Origin of the sequence: Microbispora sp. CSR-4 (genome assembly GCF_008033685.1) — a bacterium.
Classification (GTDB): Bacteria; Actinomycetota; Actinomycetes; order Streptosporangiales; family Streptosporangiaceae; genus Microbispora.
In genome coordinates this window covers 24,071-37,379 of the sequence record NZ_VJVX01000026.1, presented here as the reverse complement: position 1 = coordinate 37,379, position 13,309 = coordinate 24,071, and the positions used below count along the sequence as shown (strand labels likewise).

The following is a 13,309-nucleotide window of genomic DNA, read 5'->3' as shown; positions in this document are numbered from 1 at the left end:
CTTTCTAGATGGTGCTGTTCCTCAGCGTGGCTGGACGAGATCCCCGTCGCACAGGGGGTGAAGTGGTGGGAAATAAGGTCGGGGGCATGGCTCTCGCTGCTGCTTTCGGAGCGATGCTGCGCACGGCGGACGGTGTCCGCATCGACGCGGCGCACACGCCCAACAGTTCACTCGATCTCGGCATCGTCGTCGCGCACGGCTTCACCGGCACCTGGAGGGGGCCGGACACCCGGCGCATCGTGCACGTGCTGTCGCGGTTCGGCGGCGTGGTGTCGTTCGACTTCCGGGGGCACGGCCGCTCCGGCGGCCAGTCGACCGTGGGTGACCTGGAGGTCCTCGACGTGGACGCGGCGGTCAAGCACACCCGCGCGATCGGCTACAAGCGCGTCGCGACCGTCGGCTTCTCCATGGGCGCCGCCGTGGTCGTACGGCATGCCGCGCTGCACGGCGGCGTGGACGGGGTGGTGTCGGTGAGCGGCCCGGCCCGCTGGTACTACCGCGGCACCAAGCCCATGCGGCAGGTCCACTGGGCGATCGAACGCTGGCACGGCCGGCTGGCGGCCCGCTTGGTCAAGCGCACCAGGATCGCCGGCGGCGGGTGGGACCCCGTGCCGCTTCCGCCGTACGAGGCGGCGGCCCTCATCGCGCCCACGCCGCTGCTGATCGTGCACGGCGACAGCGACCCGTTCTTCCCCACCGAGCACGCCTACCAGCTGTACGAGCACGCGGCCGAGCCGAAGGAGCTGTGGATCGAGCCCGGCTACGGCCACGCGGAGGCCGCGGCCACCCCTGACCTCGTACGGAAAATTGGTCAGTGGATTTCTAGAACCAAATCCCCATAAGGGGCGTCTATAGGGGGTGTGCGGATCCTGGGTCGTCTCCGCCCGCACCGCCGATTGGGGGATCGGCGCACACCCTCACACGGTGTGGCCCAGCGTCGCGGGGGCGCGCTGGGCGGTTTCACCGGCCCGGTGCGGCACGCACGCCGCGCCGGGCCGGAGGGACGCGTCAGCCCAGGCGGGCGATGGACTTGGTCTCCAGGTAGGCGGCCAGGCCCTCGGGGCCGAGCTCCCGGCCGAGGCCGCTGGCCTTGAAGCCGCCGAACGGCGTGTTCGGGTCGAGCGTGTGCATCATGTTGACGCCGTAGGTGCCGGTGCGCACCCGGCGGGCGACGTCCATGCCGTGCTCGGTGTCGGCGGTCCAGACCGAGCCCGACAGGCCGTAGTCGCTGTCGTTGGCGATCCGCACGGCGTCCGCCTCGTCCTCGTACGGGATCACCGTGAGCACCGGGCCGAAGATCTCCTCGCGGGCGATGCGCATGTCGTTGGTGGCCCCGGCGAAGACGGTCGGGGCGACGTACCAGCCCCGGTCGTACGGCCGGTCGAGGCCGCCGACGACGGGCTTGGCGCCCTCCTCGATGCCCGCCCTGATGTAGCCCTCGACCCGTTCCTGCTGCCGCCTGGCCACCAGCGGCCCGATCCCGGTGGCAGGGTCGGCGGGGTCGCCCACCGGCTGGCCCGTGACCATCTCGGCGACGGCCTGGACCACCTCGTCGTACCGGTTGCGGGAGGCGAGGATGCGGGTCTGCGCGACGCACGCCTGGCCGTTGTTCATGAGTGAGGCCATCGACAGGAAGCCCATGGCCGAGGGCAGGTCGCAGTCGTCCAGGATGATCGCCGCCGACTTGCCGCCGAGTTCGAGCGTGCAGCGCTTGAGCTGCTCGCCGCAGATCGACGCGATCCTGCGACCCGCGGCGGTCGAGCCGGTGAAGGCGACCTTGTCGACGCCGGGGTGGGAGACCAGGTGCTCGCCCGCCTCGCGACCGGCCGCGACGATGTTGACGACCCCGGCGGGGATGCCGGACTCCTGGATCATCTCGGCGAGCAGGTAGGAGTCGAGCGGCGTCTCGGGGGCCGGTTTGACCACCACGGTGCAGCCCGCGACGAGGGCCGGGGCCAGCTTGGTCATGAGCACGAACTGGGGGACGTTCCAGGGAACGACGGCCGCCACCACGCCGACCGGCTCGCGGCGGACGACGATCGGGCCGAACAGGCCGGGCCGCTCCTCCTCTACGGGGAACGTCGCGCCGAGACCGGCGTAATACTTGAGCATGCCCAGCGGCTGCGGGGCCTGGGCGAGCTGGGAGAACGTGATGGGGGAGCCCATCTCGGTGGTGATGATCCCGGCCATCTCGGCCTGGCGGGCCTCGTAGATCTCCGCCAGCCGGCCCACGACCGCCGCACGCTCGGCCATCGTCATCCGCGGCCAGGGCCCGTTGTCGAAGGCGTCCCTGGCGGCCGCGACGGCCCGGTCCATGTCGGCGGCGGTGCCGTCCGGGACCCGGCCCACGACCTCCTCGGTGTGGGGGGAGATCACCTCGATCGTGTCGGTGCCCGCGGGGGCCACCCAGTCGCCCCCGATGAACAGCGTGTCGTGCTGCAGCATGGCCTGCCTCCTGCTCGGGCGCGTCTTCGCGCACTCAGTGAGACCGAACCATGTTCTGCTCGGCCTTGGCAAGAGCCGCCGGGGCCCGGCCCGCGCCGGGTGGCACGGGCCGGGCCGCGGGTTCTACCGATGCGGCTTGCCGAGCAGGTGCGTCAGGGCGCGGCGGACCAGGTCCGTCCGCATCGCCTGGGTCGTCGCACCCTCCGCGCCGAAGCCGAAGTAGACCGTGTCCTTCGTGGTCCTTCGTGGTCCTTCGTGGTCCTTCGTGGTGATGCCGGCACCGTCGTCGAGCATGCTGTCGCTGCGCGCCCAGTCGTTCAGCGCGGGCTCCGGCCCGCCCGCGTACGCCGTCAGGCCGACCGGCCACTGCTGCCAGCCGTTTGTCGCAAAACGAGAAACTTGGCGAGTGTCCGCTTTGGGCCCAAGAGTTTCACCTGTTCCGGTAGCAGACGTAAAGATCGTCTCCTATAGTTTCAGGCCGAATCCGAGTGGAGGTCGCGTGCGGCGCTGGGCCAGGCTTGCGGTGGTCGCCACCGCGTTGCTCATCGCACCGTCCGTCTCGGGCGCCATCTCGGGTGAGCTCACCGCCGAGGCCGAGCCGGACCAGCAGGCCAAGCTCCGCAAGCTCACCCAGGAGGCCGCCGCGCTCCAGAAGGAGTATCGCGGCGAGATCCTCAGCCTGGACGACGCGAAGAGGGCCGCGCAGAAGGCGTCCAGCAACGTCAAGAAGCTGAAGTCGGACCTGCTCGCGGCCCAGCGGCAGGTGGCCGCGTTCGCCCAGACCTCGTACATGAGCGGGGGCGCGGACGCCTCCCGGATCTTCTCCCTGTCGGCCGACCCCAGCTCGCTGGCGACGCTGGCCTATCTGGGCACCGCCAGGACCGAGCGGCTCAACGGCGTCAAGGATCTCGTCGCCAAGCAGAAGAAGGCCGCCGCCGCGGCCGCCAAGGAGATCGACAAGCTGCAGGACCACATCAAGGAGCTCAAGGCGAAGCGCGGCGAGATCGAGCGGATGTTGCTGAAGTACGGCTTCCAGACGCCCGACGCCGGCACCGGCCTGACGCAGCGCATGATCTCGACGCGCAACGCGATCATGTCCCAGTTCCCGATGCCGTTCGGCGTCGGCTGCCTGCGGGCCGGCGACCCGGGAGAGCACGGCAAGGGCAGGGCCTGCGACTTCATGATGAGCAGCGGCGGCCGCATGCCCGACGCCGTGGCCAAGGAGCGCGGCGACGCCCTCGCCCAGTGGTGCATCCAGCACGCGAGCGAGTACGGGATCATGTACATCATCTGGCAGCAGCGCTACTACGACATGCGCACGCGGACCGGCTGGCGGATGATGTCCGACCGCGGCGGCATCACCGCCAACCACTACGACCACGTTCACGTGTCGGTGCTCTGAGCCTCCAGGAACTTCCGCAGCCAGTGGTAGGACGCCTTCGGGGTGCGCTCCTGGGTCTCGAAGTCGACGTGGACCAGCCCGAACCGCTGGTGATAGCCCTCGGCCCACTCGAAGTTGTCCAGCAGCGACCAGACGAAGTAGCCCCGCAGGTCCACGTCCGCCCGGCGCATGGCCGTGATGTGGCCGTCGAGGTAGGCGATCCGCTCCTGGTCGTCCAGGCCGTCGTACGAGCAGCCGTTCTCGGTGATGTAGACGGGCGGCAGCGCTTCGCCGTACCTGGCCTTGAGGGAGTCGAGCAGTTCGCGCAGGCCGTCGGGGACGACGGGCCAGCCGAACGCGGTGGTGGGAACGCCGGAGATCTCCTCGAACCGGAACGGCAGGCCGTCGCCGCCCGGACCTCCGATCCGGGTGGGGTTGTAGTAGTTGATCCCCAGCCCGTCGAGGGGCTGGCCGATCGTCTCCAGGTCGCCGGGCCGTACGGGGATCTCGACGCCGAACGCCGTCAGGTCGGGGTAGGCGCCGGTGAGGACCGGGTCGTTGAACAGCCGGTTGTGCAGGATGTCGTACGTCTCGGCGGCGGCGAGGTCCTCCGGTGAGTCCGAGGCGGGCCAGACCGGGGTGCAGTTGTTGGTGATCAGCACCTGCTCCGCCCCGGCCGCCCGCAGGGCCTGCGTGGCCAGGCCGTGCCCGAGCAACTGGTGGTGGGCCACCGGCAGCGCGTCGAACATGAGCGCCCTGCCCGGGGCGTGGATGCCCAGGCCGTATCCCTCCACCATGTGGACGAACGGCTCGTTGAGCGTGATCCACATCCGTACGCGGTCGGTCAGCCGTTCGGCCACGACGGCGGCGTAGTCGGCGAAACGGCGGGAGGTGTCACGGCTGAGCCAGCCGCCCTCGTCCTCCAGCGCCTGCGGCAGGTCCCAGTGGAAGAGCGTCGGCACGGGGGTGATGCCGCGCTCGCACAGCGCGTCGACCAGGCGGTCGTAGAAGTCGAGACCGGCCTGGTTGACCGGCCCGGCGCCGGTGGGCATCACCCGCGGCCAGGCGATGGAGAAGCGGTAGGCGTTGACGCCGAGGCCGGCCATCAGCGCCACGTCCTCGGCGTAGCGGTGATAGTGGTCGCAGGCCACGTCTCCCGTGTGCCCGTCGCGGACCTTTCCCGGCGTGTGCGAGAAGGTGTCCCAGACGGAGGGCCCTCTGCCGTCCTCGTTCACCGCGCCTTCGATCTGGTAGGACGCGGTGGCCGTGCCCCAGAGGAACATAGTGCCGCCTCTCTCAGCTAATATGAGGGAAACTCATGTTAGCTCGGTTGGTCGAAAAGCGGGAGAGAATGGCGGAATGACGACAGGGGGAGCGCTACGCCGACGGCCCGCGCAGCGCCGCAGTCAGGAGCGGGTCGAGCGCATGCTGGACGAGTGCGCCCTGCTGCTCGACGAGGTGGGGTACGCCGCCCTGACCACCAAGGAGGTCGCCCGCCGGGCCGAGGTGCCGATCGGGACCTTCTACCAGTTCTTCACCGACAAGCAGAGCCTGGTCCGCGCGCTCGCGCTGCGGAACCTTGAGGCGTACCTCGACCGGATCGCGTCCCGGCTGGCCGCCGTGCCGCTGTCCGACTGGACCGACACCGTTGACCTGGTCGTGGACGAGTTCGTCCGCATGAAGCGGACCACGCCGGGCTTCGGGGTGGTGGACTTCGGCGAGGTGCTCGCCGCTCCCGGCGGCCCCGCCCTGCCCGGCACCCAGCGGATGCTCGACGAGGCGCTGGAGAACAACGTGATCGTGGCCGACCGGCTGCGCTCCCTCATCGTCGACCGGCTCGGCGTGGCGCCGGGCGACGGCCTGTCGCGCGCCTTCGTCGTCGCCGTGGAGGCGGCCGACGCCGTGCTCAAACTGGCCTTCCGCGTCCACCCCGACGGCGACCCCGACCTCATCGCCGAGTGCAAACGCCTCGTCCGCCGCTACCTCTCCGACCACCTGGCCTGAGACGCTTCGGCCTTCGCCTGTATCGCCGGTATGCCGGTGCCCGCTGCGCGCGTCGTCCGAATGTGTGCGTCCTCCCCGCCGCAACCCGGTACGGCGGGAAGGACGCACAGGCCGGGGTGTCAGGCGGGCCGGACGGGGAAGGGGGTGCGGGTGCCGGGGCCGGTGTTCTGCTGGTGGAAGCTCATGGTGACGCGTCCGGTCCAGCCGGGCGGGGCGAGGTCGGGCAGGTTGACGGTGAAGTCGGAGAAGTCGGTGACGTGGATGACCTGGTCGGCCTGCCGCTTGGTGCCCCAGGGCATGGGAGCGGATCGGGTGCTGTTGTAGAGGCCGCCGTGCAGCAGCACCCCCTTGGTGTAGCCGGAGGCGGTCTCGAAGTCGATGCGCACGCCGTGCAGGCTGTTGGCGTCGAGGTTCTGGAAGGTGCCGGTGCTCTCCGCGCGGATGCGCAACGTGCCGGGGAGGTCGGTCGCCACGACGCCGGCGGCGGTGTCGGCCCAGGTCTCGGTGCCCATGCCGATCTCGGCGGTCCAGGTGCGGCGGTCGAAGCTCGCGTAGCTCTTCTTGCCGTGGTTCGGCATGTACTGCAGGTCGCGGATGACGGTGCCGACGTCAACCGGGTCGAGGGACGAGGTGCCGGTGCCGTCCTCGGCCTCCAGGTAGACGATGCCGTGGTCGGGGATGGTGCCCGTCCAGGTCAGGCCGGCGGTGGAGACGCCGAGCTGCTGCTCGACGGGGGTGAGGGTCTCGCTGGCGGGGTTGTCCTCGTAGCTCGCGTGGTCGGCGTCGATGCGGTAGACGCGGAAGTCGCCCTCAGCGAAGGGGATGTTGGTCAACGAGGCGGTGACGTCCTGGGTGGTGCCGGAGGTGTTCCAGAGCAGCACGCCGGACTTGTGGGAGTCGGAGGAGGCCAGGCCGTCGACGGCGCCGTCGATGGTGAGCTGCTTGCGGGCCACGGGCATGCCGGCGTACAGCTTGAAAGCGTTGTACGAGGCCCGCACGTGCCCCTCGCGGTCGAGCAGCCCGATGACGTCGCAGGTCGTGGGGCAGACCGGGTCCTGGAACTGCGCCCATTCGACGTGCGTGATCCACGGCTTGGCCAGCAGCGCCTTGAAGCTCTTCAGCAGCTCGGCGGCCCCGCGGTGGGTGATGACGTCGGTGGGCACGGTGAAGTCGTGTGACCAGTTGTACTCGTTGAGGTTGTCGTCGACGGTGGCCATCCGGTATGCGGTCAGGCCGGAGTCGGTGGCTCCCTGGTAGTTGTTCTCCAGGCTGCCGTCGGTGGCGTCGGTGTAGGCGTGGAAGGAGAAGCCGTCCAAGGGCAGGTTGTCGGCGAGGACGCGGTTGACGAACTCGGTCTTCCACCCCACGCAGCACAGCGCCGGGCCCTCGACGTAGGCGTCCGGGTCGGCGGCGCGTATGGCGCGGGAGGCGTCGCGGTACAGGTCGAGGTACTGCTGCTGGGTGCCGGTCCAGAACACGCCGGGCAGGTCGGGTTCGTTCCAGATCTCGTACGAGCCGGCGCGCCGCCCGGTCTTCTTCCAGTGGGCGACGAGGGCGGGGACGATCTTCGTGGCCCACACGGAGGGGTCCTTGGGCGGGTCGTTCCAGTTGCCGCCGGGCGGTTTGAGGATGCCGGGCGTGTACGTGAGCGCGGGCACCGGCTGCGCGCCGGCGGTCTTGATGAGGTCGGCGAGCCGGTCGATCTGCGCGAAGTGGTAGCGCGGGTAGGCGGGCGAGCCGGTGACCAAGGGGGTCCAGCCGTGCTGCTCGTTGCCCCACATGGTCTCCCAGCGCACCCGCGCCGGCCGCAGCGCCGCCATCTTGGCGGCGTCGCGCTTCCAACGGGCCGGCGACACGTACCCGCTGTTGAACAGGCCGAACTTGCTCTTGACGAGGGGGTAGTCGACGGGGGTGGCGAAGTCGGCGGTGACGGTGGCGTCGGCTGCGTGGACGGGCCGGGCGGCGAGCGCCGTGCTGATCAGCAGGGTGGTCGCGACGGTGGCGAGGGTTCTCAACGGTCTTTTCATGGGTGCGGTCACCTCCGGCCGCGGATGATGCGGGCGATGGACTCGGGGTCGGCCTTGGGCTTGCGGTCCTCGGTCAGCAGTCCGTTGCGTTCCTGTCCGGTGTCGGTGAGCTGGGTGAAGCAGAACCCCGCCAGGTCGCCGGCCTCGTGCACGGCGTCCAGCAGCGTGCCGAGCCGTTCGAGGAGCTGCTCGGGCGTGTCGGCGACGCCGTAGCCGGTCCAGGTGGTGGGGTCGTCGGGGGCGTGGGTGAAGCCGCCGAACTCGCTGAGCACCACCGGCACGGCGGGCGCGTCGCCGGTGAGGGTGAGCGCACGGCCGCCCGGCCGTCCGGTGGCGACGGTGTCCTCCAGGCGGGCGGCGTAGCGGTCGCGGATGGCCTCGGGGTCGTGGGTGTAGTCGTGGACGCCGAGCAGGTCGCCGCTGACGTACTCCCAGCCGTCGTTGCCGATCACCGGCCGGCTCGGGTCGAGCGCTTTGAGCAGGTGGTACAGGCCGCGTACGGCGTCGCGCTGCGCGGCCGAATGCGCCACCTGCGGCACGCCCCAGCTCTCGTTGAACGCGACCCAGGCCACGACGCACGGGTGGCCGGCGTCCCGTTCGACGATCTCGATCCACTCGCGCGTGATGCGGGCCAGCGAGCGCGGGCTGAACGAGTACGAGGCCGCCGCGTCGGCCCACACCAGCACGCCGAGCCGGTCGCACCAGTAGAGGAAGCGCGGGTCCTCGGCCTTCTGATGGACGCGGATGCCGTTGAAGCCGAGCTGCTTGATCAGCTCGACCTCGGTGCGCAGCGCCGCCGCGTCCGGGGCGGCCAGGTGCGACTGCGGCCAGTACCCCTGCGACAGGGCCATGCGCAGCTTGTACGGCAGGCCGTTCAGCAGGAACGACCGGGCGTCGGTGCCGACCGTCCTGAACCCGACGTAGCTGTGCACGACGTCCTCGGAGGATTCGCCGTGGACGGTGATCGTCGCCTGGCACAGGGTCGGCCGCTCGGGCGTCCACTGCAGGTGGTGCGGTTCGGCGTCGTGGTCGCCGTCCTGCACGACCAGGCGCGTACGCAGCCGGTAGCCGGTGACGGTGGACGTCTCCTCGGCCAGCACGCGGCCGTCGAGCTCCAGCCGTACCGTCACCTGGACAGGTCCGGTGGTGCGGCGGGCCAGCCGCAGATCCAGATCGACCTCGCCGGGGGTGCCGCCGGGCGTCCAGCGCAGGTGCTCGACGTGGTCGGCGGGCACCTCCTCCAGCCAGACGGGCTGCCAGATGCCGGTGGTGCGCTCGTACCAGATGACGTGCGGGCGCTCCTGCCAGTCCTGCTTGCCGCGCGGCTGCTCCAGGTCGTGCGGGTCGTCGAAGGCGCGTACGACGATCACCTGCCGGCCGTCGGCGGACAGCGCGTCGGTGATGTCGGCGCCGAACGGGGTCTGGCCGCCTTCGTGGAAGGCGACGTGCTCGCCGTTCACCCACACGTCGGCGCGGTAGTCGACCGCGCCGAAGCGCAGCACCCCCCGCCGGCCCGCCTCCGGCGGTGCCACCTCGACGGTGCGGCGGTACCACAGCACCGGGGGGTAGCCGGTGTCGCCGATGCCGCTGGCCGGGGACTCCGGCGGGAAGGGCACCGTGATCGTCTGGTCGAACACGTCATCGCGGCGCTGCCAGTGTTCGGCGAGGCCGACGTCGCCGTCGTCGTAGGCGAACCGCCAGTCGCCGCCGAGGTCCTGCCAGTCGGCGCGGGCCAGCAGCGGGCGCGGATGCTGGTCGTGCAAGGGCGTGGGCACGGTACTCCTTAAGGTCCCCGATGATGCGCTGGTGAGGGTGGTCAGGTGAGGGTGACGGTGGCGAAGGCGTGCTCGGGCGCGTCGCGCAGCGCGACCGTGACGCGCGCCCGGCCGAGCTCGGCGGCGAGGCCGGTGAGGTCCACCGTCTGCGGGGCCTGCTCGTCCAGGTAGACCTCGCGGCTCTGCCCGAGGCCGCCGTCGATGCGGACGACGAGCCGTCCGCCGGTGAGGGGCGCGCCGGACGCGTCGGTGAGCCGCCCGGTGACGGTGATCGTCTCGCCGCAGCCCTCCAGGTCGGCGGTGATGACGGGCACGGCGTGCGGGTCGGTCGCGGTGCCGAGGCGGAAGGTGGTGGTGGCCTCGTCCAGGTCGGCCCACGCGCTCGTGGTGCGGGCGGTGTAGCGGTGGCGGACCCGGCGGACGGCGCCTGCGGGGGCGGGCGGGGCGGTCCGCGCGGCGGTGTCGGTCGCCTCCAGCAGGGCGACGCCGCCGCGGGGCAGCTCCAGATCCCAGAAGCGCTCGGCGGGCAGGTGCTCGGCCTCGGCGCCGTCGTTGCCGTCGTCGATCCTGCGCAGCGCGACGCTCTCGTACGTGCCCTCGCCCAGGTCGAGGCGGACCCGCACGGCGCGGGGCGAGCGGTTCCACACGGCCACGCTCAGCCGGCCGGGCTCGACGCCGGCCAGCCCGCCGACCTCGGGCGGGCCGTCGATCTCGATCACACAGCGATCGGTCGGCATGTTCTGGTAGAACTCGTACGCGCTGAGCACCGGCTTGCGCTCGCCGTCGATGGTGACCATGCCCGAGTAGTTGTCCTGGCCGCTGTCGAGGAACTGCGCCCAGTTCACCTTCGTCAGCCCCGGCGCGGCGAGGAGCGTGGCGAAGTCGGCGAGCAGGGCCGCCGCCATGTGGTGGCCGTCCTGGGTGCCGCCGCGCGGATAGTGCACCGGGTAGGAGTTGTACTCGTTGAGGTGCACCTCCACGTCCGCCAGGTCGGGGCGCTCCTCCAGGTGGCGCAGCACCTTCTCCAGGGCCACATGCACGCTGTGGGTGCCGTAGTGGTGGAAGGAGAAGAAGTCCAGCGGCAGCTTCTCCGACCGTACGGTGTCGAGGAAGGCCGGGATCCAGTGCTCGTTCGGCAGCACCATGGCCAGGGCCGGGCCGCCCACCGGGGTGTCGGGGTCGGCTTCGCGGATCGCGGGCGCGGCCGTGCGGTAGAGCTGCAGGTAGTCGTCCAGGTCGCCGCCGTAGAAGACGGCCTCGCCGGTCTTCTCGTCGCGCAGGTCGGGCTCGTTGTAGACCTCGTGGTAGCCGACCTTGACGCCGCGCTCGCGGGCGCCGGCGACGTAGGCGCGGACCATCTCCGCCCAGCCGGCGTCGTCGGCGAGGTCGCGCCAGTCGCCGCCCTCGGGCTGGTAGGGGGCCGGCACGTAGCAGTACGACCAGTAGGGGCGGATGCCGAGGCCGTTGAGGAACGTTCCGATCTCGTCCAGCTCGGAGAAGTCGTAGACGAAGCCGTCCGGCGTGGGCGTGCTGATCGGGCGCTCGTAGCCGATCCATTGGGCGCCCCAGCCGATGTCGATGCGGACCGACTCGGGATGCGCGGCGCGCAGCGCGGCCTCGTCGCGGCGGTAGGTCGGGGCGTGCACGATGCCGCTGTTGAAGACGGCGAACTTCGACTTCGACAGCGGGTGGTCGGCGCGGCGGGCCGGGTGCACGCGGACGGTCGCGGTCGTGGCGGGGATCTTCACGTACGGGGGTCCCTTTCCGGGAGAAGAGCGAGAGTCAGTTGGCCATGCCGCTGAAGGCGATGCCGCGCACCACCCAGCGCTGGACGAAGACGTAGCCGATGACGATCGGCAGGGAGACGAGGGTGACGCCGGCCATGATCTCGCCGTACTGGCTGTTGTAGCGGCCGATGAGGCTCTGCAGCGCCTGGGTGAGCACCCACTGGTTCTGGTCCTGCAGGTAGATGCTGTTGACGAAGAAGCTGTTCCAGAGCTGGACGAACGTCAGCAGCCCCATCGCCAGGTACGCCGGCCCGGCCAGCGGCGCCATCACCGAGAAGAACGTGCGCCAGCGGCCCGCGCCGTCGATCGCGGCGGCGTCCTCCAGCTCGCGCGGCAGCGTGAGGAAGAACTGCCGGAAGAAGAACGTGGGCAGCGCGCCGCCGAACAGCATCGGCACGATGATCGGCAGCGGGGTGTCGAGCCAGTTCAGGTTGCGGAAGATGACGTACTGCGGGATGAGCGTCACCTGCGGCGGCACCATCAGCGTCAGCAGGATCACCATCAGCAGCGCCCGCTGGCCCGGGAAGGTGAAGCGGGCCAGCGCGTACCCGGCGAGCGAACTCGACAGCAGCGTGCCGGCCGTGCCGACCACGGCGATCAGCACCGTGTTGCCGACGTACCGCCCGAAGTCCGGCAGGATCGTGAACAGGTTCACGTAGTGCTCGAAGGTGATCGGGTGCGGGATGAGCTGGTCGGCGTCGAACATGTGGGCGTCCGTACGCAGCGACATCGACGCCGCCCACAGCACCGGCAGGATGTAGAGCACCACCAGCACCGTCATTCCGACGTGGTAGAAGCCGGTCCTGGCCCGCTTGCGCGCCTGGTGGAAGCCGGGCGCGGGCTGCGCGGCCAGGCTCGGCGCGCCCACCTTGATCGTGTCGGTGACCGTCATCCCTGGCCGCCCTTCTTGGCGGCGCCCTCACCGGCGTAGAAGACCCACCGCTTGCTGAACGCCCACTGGACGAGCGTGAGCACGAAGGTCAGCAGGGCCAGCACCCAGGCGATCGCCGCGGCGTAACCGAGCCCGGACAGGCGCTCGTTGTAGTTGAACATCTGGTTGTACATGTAGAGCACCACCGTGCGCGTGGAGTCGTCGGGCCCGCCGGCCATGCCGATGCTGCCGCCCGAGGTGGTCATGGCGACCACCGGGTCGAACAGCTGCAGGGCGCCGATCAGCGAGGTGACCACGAGGAACAGCACCGTCGGTGAGATCATCGGCAGCATCACGTGGCGGAAGCGCTGCCAGGCGTTCGCGCCGTCGATCTTCGCCGCCTCCGGCAGGGCCTCGGGCACCCCGTGCAGGGAGGCGATGTAGAGCGTCATGCCGTAGCCGAGCCCCTGCCAGGTGGTGACCAGCGCGATGGCGGGCATCGCCGTCGCCGGGTCGAGCAGCCACTGCGGCCCGTCCACGCCGAACAGCTCGATCGCGGCGTTGATCGGCCCGGACTCGGTGTTGAACATCCAGCGCCAGACGATGCCGACCGCGATCTGCGACAGCACGTACGGCAGGAACAGCAGCGCCCGGTAGAACGCCACCCCGCGCCGCGGCCGGTAGGTGAGCAGCGCGGCCACCAGCGACATCAGCAGGAAGCTGAGGGTGCCGGTGAAGATGAACTTGATCGTGTTCCACAGCACCTTCGGCACGCGCTCGTCCTCGAGCAGGTGCGTCCAGTTCTCCAGCCCGATCCAGGTGGGCTCGGGGGCGACCAGGTCCCAGTGGGTGAACGAGTAGTACAGCGACACGCCGAGCGGGACGCCGACGAAGGCCACCAGACCGAAGATCTGGGGCAGCAGGAACAGCAGCGCGGTGCCCGCCTCACGGCGCCGCGCCCGGGAGCGCGGCGCCTGTGCGGACGATGGTGCGGTTTCGCCCATCACGGTCGTCCCGTC

At 70.6% G+C, this 13,309-nt stretch carries 11 protein-coding genes; 3 read left to right on the top strand and 8 right to left on the bottom strand.

Annotated features, from left to right (window positions below; translation table 11 throughout):
• Positions 1-86 precede the first annotated feature (86 nt).
• Positions 87-842, top strand: coding sequence for an alpha/beta hydrolase (locus FLV34_RS20030; RefSeq protein ID WP_261985843.1), 756 nt, complete (start codon positions 87-89; stop codon positions 840-842).
• A 166-nt stretch (positions 843-1,008) separates the two neighbouring features.
• Here FLV34_RS20030 and FLV34_RS20025 read toward each other — a convergent pair whose 3' ends face one another.
• On the bottom strand, positions 1,009-2,445 hold the full coding sequence (locus tag FLV34_RS20025; protein ID WP_147943781.1) for an aldehyde dehydrogenase: 1,437 nt from the start codon (positions 2,443-2,445) through the stop codon (positions 1,009-1,011).
• 123 nt (positions 2,446-2,568) lie between these two features.
• Positions 2,569-2,739, bottom strand: a complete 171-nt coding sequence (locus tag FLV34_RS40585; protein WP_187280674.1) for a hypothetical protein — start codon at positions 2,737-2,739, stop codon at positions 2,569-2,571.
• Positions 2,740-2,944: 205 nt separating this feature from the next.
• On the opposite strand from FLV34_RS40585, the gene FLV34_RS20020 reads away from it, so the two are divergent.
• Positions 2,945-3,847 (top strand): hypothetical protein, encoded by a 903-nt coding sequence (locus FLV34_RS20020; protein ID WP_142646010.1) that lies wholly within the window; start codon positions 2,945-2,947, stop codon positions 3,845-3,847.
• Here FLV34_RS20020 and FLV34_RS20015 read toward each other — a convergent pair.
• Positions 3,829-5,109 (bottom strand): GH1 family beta-glucosidase, encoded by a 1,281-nt coding sequence (locus tag FLV34_RS20015; RefSeq protein WP_147943780.1) that lies wholly within the window; start codon positions 5,107-5,109, stop codon positions 3,829-3,831. The two genes, FLV34_RS20020 and FLV34_RS20015, sit on opposite strands and share 19 nt — an antisense overlap.
• Positions 5,110-5,185: 76 nt before the next feature.
• Between FLV34_RS20015 and FLV34_RS20010 the strand changes: the two genes are divergently transcribed.
• Complete coding sequence (locus FLV34_RS20010; RefSeq protein WP_142646008.1) at positions 5,186-5,830, top strand: TetR/AcrR family transcriptional regulator; 645 nt, start codon at positions 5,186-5,188, stop codon at positions 5,828-5,830.
• Between the two features lie 119 nt (positions 5,831-5,949).
• Here FLV34_RS20010 and FLV34_RS20005 read toward each other — a convergent pair whose 3' ends face one another.
• Genes FLV34_RS20005 through FLV34_RS19985 form a run of 5 tightly spaced genes read right to left on the bottom strand, consistent with a single transcriptional unit; the run spans position 5,950 to position 13,294 of the window.
• The gene (locus tag FLV34_RS20005; protein WP_147943779.1) at positions 5,950-7,857 is read right to left on the bottom strand and encodes a hypothetical protein; all 1,908 of its coding nucleotides are present in this window, start codon (positions 7,855-7,857) and stop codon (positions 5,950-5,952) included.
• Positions 7,858-7,865: 8 nt separating this feature from the next.
• Positions 7,866-9,632: a sugar-binding domain-containing protein gene (locus FLV34_RS20000; protein WP_147943778.1), complete on the bottom strand. Its 1,767-nt coding sequence runs from the start codon at positions 9,630-9,632 to the stop codon at positions 7,866-7,868.
• Positions 9,633-9,673: 41 nt separating this feature from the next.
• Complete coding sequence (locus FLV34_RS19995; RefSeq protein ID WP_147943777.1) at positions 9,674-11,380, bottom strand: hypothetical protein; 1,707 nt, start codon at positions 11,378-11,380, stop codon at positions 9,674-9,676.
• 34 nt (positions 11,381-11,414) lie between these two features.
• Positions 11,415-12,311 carry a carbohydrate ABC transporter permease gene (locus tag FLV34_RS19990; RefSeq protein ID WP_147943776.1) on the bottom strand — a complete coding sequence of 299 codons (897 nt, stop codon included), beginning with the start codon at positions 12,309-12,311 and terminating at the stop codon, positions 11,415-11,417.
• Positions 12,308-13,294, bottom strand: a complete 987-nt coding sequence (locus tag FLV34_RS19985; protein ID WP_142646003.1) for a carbohydrate ABC transporter permease — start codon at positions 13,292-13,294, stop codon at positions 12,308-12,310. The genes FLV34_RS19990 and FLV34_RS19985 overlap by 4 nt, the downstream gene beginning before the upstream one ends.
• Positions 13,295-13,309: the final 15 nt, after the last annotated feature.

Coding starts and splice junctions, on each gene's coding strand:
- FLV34_RS20010 (WP_142646008.1), top strand. CDS start 5,186: ATGACGACAGGGGGAGCGCTACGCCGACGGCCCGCGCAGCGCCGCAGT.
- FLV34_RS20005 (WP_147943779.1), bottom strand. CDS start 7,857: ATGAAAAGACCGTTGAGAACCCTCGCCACCGTCGCGACCACCCTGCTG.
- FLV34_RS20025 (WP_147943781.1), bottom strand. CDS start 2,445: ATGCTGCAGCACGACACGCTGTTCATCGGGGGCGACTGGGTGGCCCCC.
- FLV34_RS19985 (WP_142646003.1), bottom strand. CDS start 13,294: ATGGGCGAAACCGCACCATCGTCCGCACAGGCGCCGCGCTCCCGGGCG.
- FLV34_RS40585 (WP_187280674.1), bottom strand. CDS start 2,739: ATGCTCGACGACGGTGCCGGCATCACCACGAAGGACCACGAAGGACCA.
- FLV34_RS20015 (WP_147943780.1), bottom strand. CDS start 5,109: ATGTTCCTCTGGGGCACGGCCACCGCGTCCTACCAGATCGAAGGCGCG.
- FLV34_RS20030 (WP_261985843.1), top strand. CDS start 87: ATGGCTCTCGCTGCTGCTTTCGGAGCGATGCTGCGCACGGCGGACGGT.
- FLV34_RS19990 (WP_147943776.1), bottom strand. CDS start 12,311: ATGACGGTCACCGACACGATCAAGGTGGGCGCGCCGAGCCTGGCCGCG.